Annotated in this window: 14 protein-coding genes; 7 read left to right on the top strand and 7 right to left on the bottom strand. The window is 53.0% G+C overall.

All coding sequences use genetic code 11. The annotated features are described in order from the left end of the window. Window positions 1–70: 70 nt before the first annotated feature. A complete protein-coding gene (modE, locus tag J1781_RS18225) occupies window positions 71–853 on the bottom strand; it encodes a molybdenum-dependent transcriptional regulator (protein WP_129951991.1) in 783 nt (260 codons plus the stop codon). Window positions 854–1,042: 189 nt separating this feature from the next. On the opposite strand from modE, the gene J1781_RS18220 reads away from it, so the two are divergent. The 4 genes from J1781_RS18220 to modC all read left to right on the top strand — a co-directional run bounded on the left by J1781_RS18220 (window position 1,043) and on the right by modC (window position 4,093). Then, the gene (locus J1781_RS18220; RefSeq protein WP_129951990.1) at window positions 1,043–1,198 is read left to right on the top strand and encodes an AcrZ family multidrug efflux pump-associated protein; all 156 of its coding nucleotides are present in this window, start codon (window positions 1,043–1,045) and stop codon (window positions 1,196–1,198) included. 191 nt (window positions 1,199–1,389) lie between these two features. Beyond that, the gene (gene modA / locus J1781_RS18215) at window positions 1,390–2,163 is read left to right on the top strand and encodes a molybdate ABC transporter substrate-binding protein (RefSeq protein ID WP_217233989.1); all 774 of its coding nucleotides are present in this window, start codon (window positions 1,390–1,392) and stop codon (window positions 2,161–2,163) included. 177 nt (window positions 2,164–2,340) lie between these two features. Further along, complete coding sequence (gene modB / locus J1781_RS18210; RefSeq protein ID WP_129951988.1) at window positions 2,341–3,030, top strand: molybdate ABC transporter permease subunit; 690 nt, start codon at window positions 2,341–2,343, stop codon at window positions 3,028–3,030. 1 nt (window position 3,031) lies between these two features. Beyond that, window positions 3,032–4,093: a molybdenum ABC transporter ATP-binding protein ModC gene (gene modC / locus J1781_RS18205; RefSeq protein ID WP_217233988.1), complete on the top strand. Its 1,062-nt coding sequence runs from the start codon at window positions 3,032–3,034 to the stop codon at window positions 4,091–4,093. Window positions 4,094–4,105: 12 nt separating this feature from the next. Here modC and J1781_RS18200 read toward each other — a convergent pair whose 3' ends face one another. After that, window positions 4,106–4,369, bottom strand: a complete 264-nt coding sequence (locus J1781_RS18200) for a helix-turn-helix transcriptional regulator (protein ID WP_217139303.1) — start codon at window positions 4,367–4,369, stop codon at window positions 4,106–4,108. A gap of 144 nt (window positions 4,370–4,513) precedes the next feature. On the opposite strand from J1781_RS18200, the gene J1781_RS18195 reads away from it, so the two are divergent. Beyond that, window positions 4,514–4,786, top strand: coding sequence for a helix-turn-helix domain-containing protein (locus J1781_RS18195; protein WP_129951985.1), 273 nt, complete (start codon window positions 4,514–4,516; stop codon window positions 4,784–4,786). A 51-nt stretch (window positions 4,787–4,837) separates the two neighbouring features. Here J1781_RS18195 and J1781_RS18190 read toward each other — a convergent pair whose 3' ends face one another. Then, complete coding sequence (locus tag J1781_RS18190; protein ID WP_129951984.1) at window positions 4,838–5,659, bottom strand: pyridoxal phosphatase; 822 nt, start codon at window positions 5,657–5,659, stop codon at window positions 4,838–4,840. 234 nt (window positions 5,660–5,893) lie between these two features. On the opposite strand from J1781_RS18190, the gene pgl reads away from it, so the two are divergent. Together pgl and J1781_RS18180 are read left to right on the top strand one after the other, a co-directional pair. Beyond that, window positions 5,894–6,892, top strand: a complete 999-nt coding sequence (pgl, locus tag J1781_RS18185) for a 6-phosphogluconolactonase (protein WP_129951983.1) — start codon at window positions 5,894–5,896, stop codon at window positions 6,890–6,892. A gap of 255 nt (window positions 6,893–7,147) precedes the next feature. Beyond that, window positions 7,148–8,659, top strand: a complete 1,512-nt coding sequence (locus J1781_RS18180; RefSeq protein WP_129951982.1) for a methyl-accepting chemotaxis protein — start codon at window positions 7,148–7,150, stop codon at window positions 8,657–8,659. A gap of 79 nt (window positions 8,660–8,738) precedes the next feature. Here J1781_RS18180 and J1781_RS18175 read toward each other — a convergent pair whose 3' ends face one another. From J1781_RS18175 to J1781_RS18160, 4 genes are all read right to left on the bottom strand, one after another. After that, window positions 8,739–10,019: a putative acyl-CoA thioester hydrolase gene (locus tag J1781_RS18175; RefSeq protein WP_217233987.1), complete on the bottom strand. Its 1,281-nt coding sequence runs from the start codon at window positions 10,017–10,019 to the stop codon at window positions 8,739–8,741. A 122-nt stretch (window positions 10,020–10,141) separates the two neighbouring features. Beyond that, entirely contained in the window at window positions 10,142–10,624 is a 483-nt protein-coding gene (locus tag J1781_RS18170) for a kinase inhibitor (RefSeq protein WP_129951980.1), read from the bottom strand. A gap of 37 nt (window positions 10,625–10,661) precedes the next feature. After that, window positions 10,662–11,357: a type 1 glutamine amidotransferase domain-containing protein gene (locus J1781_RS18165; protein ID WP_129951979.1), complete on the bottom strand. Its 696-nt coding sequence runs from the start codon at window positions 11,355–11,357 to the stop codon at window positions 10,662–10,664. 41 nt (window positions 11,358–11,398) lie between these two features. After that, window positions 11,399–12,436, bottom strand: a complete 1,038-nt coding sequence (locus tag J1781_RS18160) for an NADPH-dependent curcumin/dihydrocurcumin reductase (RefSeq protein ID WP_217233986.1) — start codon at window positions 12,434–12,436, stop codon at window positions 11,399–11,401. Window positions 12,437–12,738 lie beyond the last annotated feature (302 nt).

Below are 12,738 nucleotides of genomic sequence, written 5' to 3'. Positions count from 1 at the left end.
TTCGCAAGTCAATTGACAAATCTGCAAAATGAAAACGCTGATTTTGCAAGATCCTGATTAACTTATTTTTTTAGCACAAGGTGGCAAGGATTACTTTGTCGTCATCAAATTGTGCGAAAACGCTCTGGCCGGTTTTCAGGGTCAGTTTGTCGGCTTCGGCATTTGGCACTGTCGCACATAATATTTCACTGCCCGGGAGCTTCATCAGCACTTCGCTGCTGTTTTCACCGCGCTGGATGTGGGTGATATCGCCCTGCAAGGCGTTATGCGGGTGATCAGCCTGCATGCTCAGCGTGATCCACGGCGCTTTGATCAGCACCAGGACTTCTTTACCGGGCGTTAACGCCAGACGGTCGGCGCTTTGTTCAGTGACCGCTGCGCGGATCCTTGTTTTGCCATCAGCCAGCAGGACATCAATATGCTGCTGAACGATGCTGTACCCGCGCTCAATGACATTGCCGAAGAACTGGTTGCGCGCACTGGTTTGCAGGGAGAAACGTGAAATAGCCGCCAGCAAACTGTCGAGAGGGAGCGAATCTTCTTTCAGCACGTCGAAGGCTTTTTGCTGAATTTGTGCCAGTAATTCATAAAGCTGGATCAGACGCTCGCCGTATGCCGTCAGCACTGCGCCACCCCCGCCTTTGCCACCGGTGCTGCGATCGACCAGCGTCTGATCGGCAAGCTGATTCATTTCATTGATGGCATCCCAGGCACTTTTGTAACTGATGTTCGCGAGCCTGGCCCCCTGACTGATTGAACCGGTCTGGCGCACCTGCCGCAGTAATTCAATGCGGCGCGGATCGGCAAACAAACGTTGCTGAAGTTTAAGGGTTAAGAGAATTTCGGCTTGCATCGCAGCTTCCTTGTGAGAATGAGGGCTTATTGTCGCCGCTAAACCAGCAGGCAGGCAAGTTGGCGAAATGCTAAAGTAATTACCGTCCCGTGCTGTTATTATCCGCAACAGTTTGATTTTTCGTTTTTGACTTCATGTACGAAGTTCAACATCGCCTCAGGGCGATTCAGCCAGTTAAGTGAGGCTATCATGTTAGAATTATTAGAAAGTTTGATTTTCGCTGCCGTCATGGTACCGGTTTTCATCGCTGTGATCCTGGGCCTGATCTGGGGGCTTGGCGAAGTATTCAATATCATCTCCCACGTGGGTCACTCTAAAGAATCCCGTGAGAAGCCTCATTACTGATTAATGAGCTTTTTTCCGGAACCCGGCCATCGCGCCGGGTTTTCTTTTTTTTGGGTTTTCTTTTTATCGTTCAGATCAAAAAACCATAGGTTATCCGCCCCTTGCTCCTAAAAATGCATGACATCGTTTCCTGCTGCGTTATATTAAGGATTACATAACGAAACATTTTTTCACAAAGGCGAAGGAAAACGATGACATATCAATGGGGCAAAGTATTCACCGCGACCGTTCTGGTAGCAGGACTTGGTGTTCAGGCTCAGGCAGCAGAGAAAATCACTGTGTTTGCCGCCGCATCACTGACCAACGCATTGCAGGATATTGCAACGCAGTATCAGAAAGAAAAAGGCGTGCAGGTTGTCTCATCTTTCGCCTCATCTTCCACACTGGCCCGTCAGATAGAGCAAGGCGCTCCGGCAGATATGTTTATTTCTGCCGATCAGCAGTGGATGGATTATGCCATCAGCAAACAGCAAATGGTGGATAACACCCGTTATACGTTGCTGGGTAACGAGCTGGTGCTGATTTCGGCGGCCGGCAGCAAAATCAACAAAGTCGACATCTCAGAGAAAACTGAATGGACCAAACTGTTGGGCGACAGCCGCCTGGCGGTGGGGGACCCGGATCATGTCCCGGCCGGGATTTATGCCAAAGAAGCGCTGCAAAAACTGGGAGCCTGGACCACGCTGGAACCTAAACTGGCGCGCGCCAGCGACGTCCGTGCGGCCATGGCGCTGGTAGAACGTGAAGAGGCACCGGTGGGCATTGTGTATGGTTCTGACGCAGTGGCCAGTAAGAAAGTCAAAGTGGTCGGTGTTTTCCCGGCATCGAGCCATAAGCCAGTTGAGTATCCGATGGCCATGGTTAAGGGGCATGAAAATACGACAGTCAGCGGTTTTTATGATTATCTGAAAACGCCGGCAGCGGCTGAAATCTTCAAAAAATACGGTTTCACGCCTCGCGCCTGAGTTCATCGCTGTTGCTGAAAACAGATAAGGCCTTCCCGCACTGCGCAGGCTTTATCTTTTCCTCTCTGTTTCTTTCCCCGTGTGCGATTCTCTATACTTTGATGGGTATTAAAGCCTTCGACATTTTTGCCGATATTTCATCTCTGCGACACATAAATTCAGGATTAAGAAACCGACATGATGTTGAGTGAATATGAGTGGCAGGCGGTACTTCTCAGTCTGAAAGTATCGAGCCTGGCCGTTGTTTGCAGTCTGCCGCTTGGTATTCTGATGGCGTGGATTCTGGCCCGTGGCCGTTTCCCCGGTAAATCCCTGCTCGACAGCATTATTCATTTGCCCCTGGTATTACCGCCGGTGGTGATTGGTTATCTGTTGCTGGTGGTGATGGGGCGTCGTGGTTTTATTGGCCAGCGACTGTACGAATGGTTTGGTTTCAGCTTCAGTTTTAGCTGGCACGGTGCGGTGCTGGCCTCAGCGGTGGTAGCATTTCCGTTGATGGTGCGTGCGATCCGCCAGTCGCTGGAGGCCGTTGACCCTAAACTTGAACTTGCTGCCCGCACGCTCGGCGCGTCACCGTGGCGGGTGTTTTTCACCCTCACACTGCCGCTTTCCACACCAGGTGTCATTGTCGGCATAGTGCTGGCGTTTGCACGTTCGCTGGGCGAATTTGGCGCAACCATCACCTTCGTTTCGAATATTCCGGGTGAGACCCGTACCATTCCTCTGGCAATGTATACCCTGATTGAAACACCGGGTGCGGAAGGGGCTGCCGCGCGGCTGTGTGTGTTGGCGATCCTGCTGTCTCTGGCTGCACTGCTGATTTCTGACTGGCTGGCAAAACGCAGCCGTATCCGGCTGGGAGGCTGACATGCTTGAACTCGATTTCAGCCAGACGCTGGGTAGCCTGAAATTACAGGTGACGCAGACCTTACCGGCGCAGGGAATAACGGCCATTTTCGGCTTGTCAGGTGCGGGGAAAACCTCGCTCATTAATGCCATCGGTGGCCTCACCCGGCCTGACACTGGCCGCATAACGTTGAACGGTCGCGTTTTATCCGACCGGCAAAACAACATTTTCCTGCCGCCCGAAAAACGTCGCATCGGCTATGTTTTTCAGGATGCGCGCCTGTTTCCGCATTACCGCGTGAAAGGTAATCTGCAATATGGCATGGCGCCGTCGATGCGCGGACAATTCGATAACATCGTGCGTTTGCTCGGCATCGCGCCTTTGCTGGATCGCTTCCCGCTTACGCTGTCCGGCGGTGAGAAACAGCGCGTGGCAATCGGCCGGGCGCTGCTGACAGCACCGGAAATTTTGCTGATGGATGAGCCGCTGGCCGCGCTCGATATTCCGCGTAAACGCGAACTGATGCCTTACCTGGAGCGTCTGGCGCAGGAAATCAGCATTCCGATTTTGTATGTGACGCACAGTCTGGATGAGATTTTACGTCTGGCAGAAAAAGTGCTGGTACTCGACAGCGGTAAGGTGCTGGCCATGGGAACGTTGGAAGAGGTGTGGGCAAGCAATGTGATGCGTCCGTGGTTGCCCAAAGAAGAGCAAAGCAGTGTGCTGAATGTCAGCGTGCTTGAACATCATCCGCGCTATGAAATGACGGCGCTGGCGGTTGGCGATCAGCGTTTATGGATCAGTAAAGTCGAAGAAGTACCCGGCACGGCGCTGCGTATACGCGTGAATGCCACGGACGTTTCTCTGGTATTGCAACCGACGGCGAACAACAGCAGTATCCGCAACATTCTGCCGGCAAAAGTGCTGGAATGTCTGGATCTGGGAAATCAGGTGGAGGTCAAACTGGCGATGGCCGATCATATCATCTGGGCGCGGATCACGCCGTGGGCGCGCGACGAACTGATGATCCGCGCAGGACAATGGCTGTATGCGCAGATCAAGAGCGTGTCAGTTAATCGCTAAGCGTACTGCGCCTTACTTTTCTGACGGATTAAAAGCGGCATAAAGCACCAGAACCTGTTCGGCAAACGCGTCATCGAGAATATAAAAGTAACATTCCGGCACGTTAAGCACGCGGGCAAAATGACACATGGTGTCAAAGTTCGGGCTGTACGTGCCGTTTTCATATTGCGATACACGCGAACGCGCCGTGCTCTCATCTATTCCGGCCAAAACACCCAATTTTTCCTGCGTAAGCCTGGCTTTTGCCCGCGCGGATTTCAGTCGATGTGGGATCATTATCAATAACCATAGAAACCGTATTGACGTTATGTTTAGCATCACTTAACATTATTGTTGTTTAGAGTTACTGGACATTGTTATGTGTCAGTGTAATTCACAATTCAGTTAGCTGAACTAACAACAAAGGAAGAAGGATGAAAAATGGAAAATGACTGGCATCCGGCGGATATTATTGCCGCATTACGTAAGAAAAGAACCTCACTGGCGGCGCTCTCAAGGCAAGCCGGTTTAGGTTCGTCGACACTGGCCAATGCACTGGCGCGTCCGTGGCCGAAAGGGGAAATGATCATCGCTCAGGCTCTGGATATACCTCCTTCGGTGATCTGGCCCAGCCGGTATTATGACGAAAACAGGCGATTAATCCCCCGTACCGTCCGGCCGGTCAGGAATAAGACATTGGAAACTGACGGATAAGCCTGCAAAAAACACCTTCCTCTGTAGCAGAGGAAGGTGCACCGGTAACGGTTAATTCAGCACTTTGTTGCGGATAACCTCAGCGATTCCCGGTGTTTCGTGGTCACCAATCACCAGCGCCGCACGTTCTTTGATAGCATCATCTGCATTGCCCATCGCCACGCCAAGACCGACATTTTCCAGCATGCTCAGGTCGTTGTAGTTATCACCGAACGCCACCACATCCTGCATGGTCATGCCCTGAGATTCGACCCATTCCTGCAAGCGGCGGCCTTTGCTGTTGCCTCCTTTTGCAACATCAACCTGATCATGCCATGACCATTCACAGGCCAGACCCAGCTCATTTTCTACCTGTGCGGCAAAGGTGTGCAGGGTATCGAGATCCTGATGCGATGTGGCAAATTTCCAGACTGACTGTGCGTTGTCAGCGGCTTCGCGCAGGCTGTTAACCTGAATAATGTTCGGACGCTGATGTTCCGGCAGGGTTTGCCCCCAGGCAATGGAACGGCTGACGTGGCCGCTCGGCTGCTGATACAGCATGGCGTCATCAACATATAACAGACCGTGGATGCCGTGATATTCCAGCAAGTCGATCACTTTTTTGGCTTTGACCGGATCCAGCGGATCGGAGGTTAAAACCTTACGTGCCTGATAATCATATAAATACGTGCCGTTACAGCAGATAGCAGGTGTATCGAGCTGCAATGCCTGATAAAAGGGATGGATGGCCACATGATGGCGTCCGGTCACGACGACGACTTTGACCCCTTGTGCACGGGCATCTGCCAGCGCGGCAAGGGATTCAGGAAGGATACGTTTTTGGCGGTCCAGCAGCGTCCCGTCGAGGTCGAGCGCAATAATGCGATAAGTCATGAGCAGTCCATCGTAAGTGAGGGGGAATCGGGGGAATTATCGCCATGTTACCTTTTTTAGCCTGCTAATTAAACTGCGTATCCGGCACCAAAGGGGGCGCCGTATCGTGGTAACCTGAGCTACGCTTTAATACCCGGCATATTTCAAGTTGCAGATAGGTTGGTTGCGCTTGTCTTCCTGCAACTCGAACTATTTTGGGTATTACAACTATTTGATTCTTAATAAGGAGATGTGATGAAGCAAGTCGTCTACGTTGCCAGCCCTGAGAGCCAGCAAATCCACGCTTTTCGTCTGGCAGACAAGGGTGAACTGAGCCTGCTACAAACGGTGGAAGTTCCGGGACAGGTTCAGCCGATGGTGATTCATCCTGACGGCCATCGTCTGTATGTTGGCGTGCGCCCTGAGTTTGGTGTGCTGACCTACCGCATTGACCATGAAGGTAAACTGGAAGAAGCTGCGATGGCCCCATTGCCGGGCAGTCCGACGCATCTGGGGATCGACCTTCAGGGACGTTTTGTGTTCTCCGCGTCCTACAGTTTTAATAATGTCAGCATTCATCCGCTGGATGAAAAAGGGCTCGCGCTTGCGCCTGTACAGGTGCTGGAAAATATCCAGGCTCCGCACTCCGCCAATATCGACCCGACCAATCAGGTACTGATGATCCCTGCGCTGAAAGAAGATCGCATCCGCCAGTTCGACTTCAGTGCCAACGGCGAAGCGACGCCGCACGCCGCGCCGGAGCTGAAAACTGCAGCGGGTGCGGGCCCGCGTCATATGGCATTCCACCCGAATCATCATTTTGCCTACTGTGTAAATGAACTGAACAGCAGCGTGGACGTGTACCAGAAAGACGTCACCAGCGGCGAATACCGTCAGGTGCAGACGCTGGGGATTATGCCCGCTGATTTCACCGGCACCTGCTGGGCTGCTGATTTGCACATCACGCCGGATGGCAAATTCCTCTACGCCTCAGACCGGACTGCCAGCCTGATTTCTGTGCTGACGGTCTCAGAAGATGGCAGCGTGCTTGAGCTGGTCGGGCATCACACCACCCAGACACAGCCTCGCGGTTTCAATATCGATCACACTGGCCGGTATGTGATTACCGCAGGACAGAAATCGGACGCGATTGAAGTGGCGAAAATCGATCCACAAAACGGTCAGCTGACCACCCTGAAAACTTACCCTGTGGGCAAAGGCCCGATGTGGGTAAGCATTCTGGAAATTAATTAATCACAATAGGTTACTTGTTAGTTTTGTTAATGTTATATTTTTAACTAACCAATAATACCGCCGTGAAATAATGATCAAGCTCCTGTAATAAGGGGCTTTTTTATTGCCTGTGCCAGACGTGCTATTGATTAGAAATATTTTAATGTCTCTATAAATGTTGAACAGCGCTGGTCGATAACTCTCCCGTTATTCACTCATTCTGCGGTGGCGCTGCCACTTAAGAATCAGTCCTTTTTGGTTATCAGGGAGAAGTAAATGAATGTACTTTCAGGGATCACTGGCCGGGTTCGCCATGCCACAATCGCTAACAAGCTCGGTGCAGGATTTGCGCTGGTATTGCTTCTGGGCTCCTTTATTGCTGTGTCCGGTATCTACCATCTGACCAGCATCAATCAACGCGCTGAAAAAGCGACTTTGCTCAAAACCGTTAACGATCTGCTGAGCGATGCCAAATTTACCCGGCTTTCCTATATGGCCAGCAAAGACCCTAAATTTGTTGAAGAAAACCGCCAGGCGCTGGATAAACTGGAAACCCGCCTGGGAGAAGTGGCGGCGTATGCCTGGGAGCCGGAAGATCAGCGCCTGGTAGAGACTATGCCGGCAAATATTCAACGCTACCGTGAAAGCTGGCAGCAGACGCTGAATCCTCCGGCAGGCAGTGATCCAAAACACATCACCGCCCGGTTGGCTGAAGCCGGGCTGGCACTGACCTCCGCGTCTAACACGCTGCTCGATCATGAGATGAACAGTCTTCACCAGGAAGTATCGCGCACCATTTCCGAAATGCTGGTGATCATTGTGGCAGCCATAGTCACTGGTGTGCTGATTTCATGGCGCATGACCCGGCAGCTGACGCTCCCGTTGCGTCACACGCTGCAAATTGCACAACGTATCGCTGCCGGTGATCTTTCGACACACACCACCAGCCACAGCTTTGACGAAGTGGGGCAACTGAGCCGCGCAATTGAAACCATGAACCAGAATCTGCACGGCATCATCGGTGATATCCGTGAGGGCGTAACGCAGGTGACCCGTGCCTCGGGTGAAATTGCCGCAGGCAACATCGACCTGTCAGCCCGTACCGAAGAGCAGGCTGCGGCGCTTGGGCAAACAGCGGCCAGCATGGAACAACTGACCTCAACGGTGAAACAGAACGCCGACAATGCCGCGCAGGCCAGTCAGCTGGCTTCCGATGCTGCCAGCACGGCGGCGCGGGGCGGTAAACTGGTGGCGGATGTCGTGGGTGTGATGAAAGAGATCACTGTCAGTTCGAAGCAGATTTCGGAAATTACCACTGTCATCAACAGCATCGCTTTCCAGACTAATATTCTGGCGCTTAACGCTGCGGTTGAAGCGGCGCGGGCAGGGGAACAGGGCCGTGGTTTTGCGGTGGTCGCCAGCGAAGTGCGCAGTCTGGCGCAGCGCAGCGGGCAGGCGGCGAAAGAGATTGAAGGGCTGATCGATAAATCGGTGATTAATGTCAATAACGGTTCGCAGCTGGTGGCGAAAGCCGGTGACACCATGGAAGAAATCGTCGGCTCGGTGCGTCATGTGACGCAAATCATTCATGAGATTGCGTCGGCGTCTGACGAGCAAAGTCGCGGCATCAGTCAGATTGCGCTGGCCGTGGCAGAGATGGATACCGTGACTCAGCAAAACTCGGCACTGGTTCAGCAGTCAGCCAGTGCAGCGGCTTCGCTCGATGAGCAGGCGGTGAATCTGGAACGCACCGTGTCAGTATTCCGCCTCGGTAATGAAACCCGCTAAAAGACGGGCAGAAGAAGGCTGAACGAAAAAAAACCGCCGGAGGCCCACCCCGGCGGTTTTTTCATGGCATCAGACTGAATTACTTCGCAGGCTGAGTCAGTACATTGTTGTACTGCCACAGGCGGTTGAAGTTAGTGTCATTCACGTTTCGCTGCTGTTTTTCATCTTTCGGCACATTGCCAACAAACGGGTGACCGGAGAAGACGGAAGCGCCCCACGGATTCATCTGGTCATAGCTGTTGTCGAAGCTGCTGTCACGGATCACCAGCTGGCTGCTGGCGCCCTCAGCATCCCATGCACGGCCCATTTTGGCTTTCGCTGCCTGCTCGAAGCCACGGTCACCGGTCAGGTTGCTGTCGATCACCAGGAAGCCGTAAGGCGCGGCGGCTGGCGTGTTTGGCGCGAAGATGGACGCCTGTTTCACGCCACGGCTGCTGACAGTGTGGAACTCAACGTGATCGAATACTGCATTAGCGCGGCCAAATACGTAATCCACATCACCGACGATCAGGCTGTTATGCACGTAAGCACGGCTGTAACGGTTGTTGTCAGTCTGGTTGTGGATGTTGGCGGTATTGACCATAAAGGTATTCTGGCGGCCAATCAGACGCACGTTATCCAGAATCACATTGTCACCATCGGTACGCAGCGCAACGGCAGAATGATCACCGGCATCCACGGTATCGAGCAGGGCGTTACCAATAGTCAGGTTCTGTATCTGAACACCGTTGCTTTGTGACCAGACGGTCGCGGTACAGCCAGTGCCGATGGTTTCAGTGGTCAGGGTGGCACAGTTCCGGAACATATAGTACGCGCGATCGCCTGGCAGGAACTGGCCGTTAGGGCTGACGGTTGAACGGTATGTTGCCGGAGCGGCGGACGCTTCGAGACCCTGTGCGAGGGTAACATCAGAAGCGCTATTGCCCGCACCGAATAAGGTCACTGGCGGTGCACCAGCCGGGATGTAAACCGCACCGTTATACGTGCCTGGCAGAATTTTAATGAAGATACGTTCGCCGTGGTTACGCACAGCCAGTGCCGCGTTTACCGCCATCTGAACGTTGGAGTATTGCGCGCCATCTGTGCCTAACTGCGGGCCCACCACGAAACTGGTTTTCACACCGTCAGTGCTTGCCAGTTTAGGGAACCAGCCCTGTTGCTGAACCTGCAAAGAAGGGCCGCCAAAGGCGAGATAATTTTTCGTGGTAAAATTGGCCGCTTCGTCCGCTGATAACACGGGCAGTGACGCGGTGCCCGGAGCAACCTGGCTGGATAAGCCTTGATGGCTGCTGCTACATGCCGCCAGGATAAGACTGGCAGACAATACAGCGCACGCGCGCGACAGGGTGGAAATTTTCACTGTGACTGACTCCTTGATGAAGAAGATTATTCTTTTTTTCAATGTTGCAGCAAACGCCGCAATAAAAAAACGGTGGCCAGTAAAAACTGACCACCTTTTCTGCGTCTTTTATACCACAGGAATCAGCTGTATATCACTGTCAGTGATGCTTTGCCGAGAGTATGGAAGTGCACGTTGAAGCCGAGATATGCGCCGCTGGCATTCTCATCGACTTCCAGCGTTTCTGTATCGATGGCGTAGACGGTGAAATGATAGTGATGGTGTTCGCCCTGCGGAGGGGCTGCGCCGCCATAACCGGCCTTACCAAAGTCAGTGCGGGTTTGTACCGCACCTGCGGGTAAACCGCCTTTGCCGGAGCCTGCACCTTGTGGCAATTCGGTCACGTCAGCCGGAATATTGGCGACGCCCCAATGCCACCAGCCGGAACCCGTCGGGGCATCCGGATCATAGCAGGTGATAACAAAACTTTTGGTGCCCTCAGGCGCGCCGGACCAGGTCAGATGCGGCGACAGGTTGTCACCGTTGTAGCCCATGCCGTTAAAAACCTGCGTTTCCGGCATTTTTTCGCCATCGCGCAGATCATTACTGGTCAGTGTAAATGCCATAAAACCCTCTTCAGATGATGAAATAGTCACGGTCAGATTACTTGCCGGCCCCGCCGCCGCCCAGCAATTTCAGCAATGCCTGTGCGACCGCTCTGGAAGAGGCCGGATTCTGCCCGGTGATCAGGTTTCCGTCGGTAATGGAATAAGGCCGCCAGTCTGCCGCCTTACTGTAGTCACCGCCATGTTTTTTCAGCTCGTCCTCGACCAAAAAAGGCACGATATCGGTCAGCCCGACCGCGTCTTCTTCGCTGTTACTAAAGCCCGTCACGCGCTTGTCTTTCAGCAGCGGCGTGCCGTCCTCCACCAGTACATTGCGCAAAACCCCCGGTGCGTGGCAGACCGCAGAGACCGGTTTGCCCGCAGCCCAGAATGCCTGGATCAGCGCGATAGAGTGCGGGTCTTCAGCCAGATCCCACAACGGGCCGTGACCGCCCGGATAAAAAATGGCATCGAAGTCATCAGCGTTAACATCAGCAAGTTTGTGCGTGTTCGCCAGCACCTTCTGTGCATCTTTATCATTACGGAAACGTTCGGTGGTTTCGGTCTGCGCATCCGGCTCATCGCTTTTCGGATCGAGCGGTGGCTGTCCGCCTTTCGGCGAAGCCAGCGTCAGTTCGGCACCGGCATCCAGAAATTCGTAATAAGGCGCAGTAAATTCTTCCAGCCAGAAACCGGTTTTCTTACCGGTTTCACCGAGTTTATCGTGTGATGTCAATACCATCAGTAATTTCATGTAACCTCCTGTGGACGTTGCCGGCTGACGTTAAGAATAAATCAGTCCTGACCGACACGGACGACCAGTTTGCCAAAGTTTTTACCCTCAAGCAGACCAAAGAACGCCTGCGGAGCATTCTCTAATCCTTCCACGATATCTTCACGGAATTTGACTTTCCCCTGTTCAAACCATTCACTCATCTGTTTTGCAAATTCCGGATAGCGATGGCCGTAATCATCAAAAATAATAAAGCCTTGCATACGCATGCGTTTCTTCAGGATGGTGCCGGTCAGCAAGGAAAGGCGGTCCTGACCATCTTTCAGACCGGTTGCATTATATTGAGAAACCAGCCCGCACAGCGGGATACGTGCTTTGGTATTGAGCAGCGGCAACACGGCATCAAACACCGCGCCACCGACATTTTCAAAATACACATCAATGCCTTCCGGGCAGGCCGCTTTCAGACGTTTATCCAGATCCGGCGCGCGGTGATCCAGGCATTCATCGAAACCGAAATGCTCAACCGCATAGCGGCATTTTTCTTCGCCACCGGCAATCCCGATTACACGGCAGCCTTTGATCTTACCAATCTGTCCGACCAGCGAACCGACAGGCCCCGTCGCGGCAGCCACGACCAGCGTTTCGCCCGGTTTGGGTTCACCGATATCCAGCAGGCCCATAAAAGCGGTAAAACCCGGCATGCCCAATACACCCAGTGCGAGGGACGGTTGTTTGAGTGCTGCCCCTTCCAGTTTCTTGACGTCCTGGCCATCGGCAACGCAATAATCCTGCCAGCCGGTTCTGCCGACCACTAAATCGCCGGGTCTGAAATCCGGATTTTTCGATTCCACCACGCGGGAAACTGCACCACCGGTCATCACCTCACCGATTTGCACCGGTGCGGCGTAGGAAGGCGCGTCGCTCATGCGTCCGCGCATGTACGGATCAAGTGACAACCAGACGGTGCGCAGCAATAACTGGCCGTCTTTGGCTTGCGGTAACGGGGCTTTTTCCAGACGAAAGTTATCATCGACAGGTTTACCGTGAGGACGTGAAGCCAGCACGATGCGGCGGTTTTCAGATTGTGACTGAGGCATATCAGTTCCTTCCTTTTTTCTTATAAGGGGATTCAAAGTCAACGTAATTGGGAATAAGTATAGGACGCTAAACAGTCATCGGACGAAGCGGTTTATGCCATGTTGGAATAAATCGTGGGGTTTTTCCCTGAAATAAGAGTAAACCTGAAAACGCAACAGTTCACTGCCGTACAGGCTGCTTAGAAAGCTTTCTGCGTGTTTCCAACTCAAGACCAGAAATCATTGCCACAAGCCGGTGCGTTTGGCGAAGAAGTCATTGGGAATTCTGAGTATTCTCCCCTGCGAAGGGGAGGGTTGGGGTG

The sequence above is a fragment of the Rahnella perminowiae genome, from assembly GCF_019049695.1.
GTDB lineage: Bacteria > Pseudomonadota > Gammaproteobacteria > Enterobacterales > Enterobacteriaceae > Rahnella > Rahnella perminowiae.
This window is presented reverse-complemented; position numbering and strand designations above follow the sequence as displayed.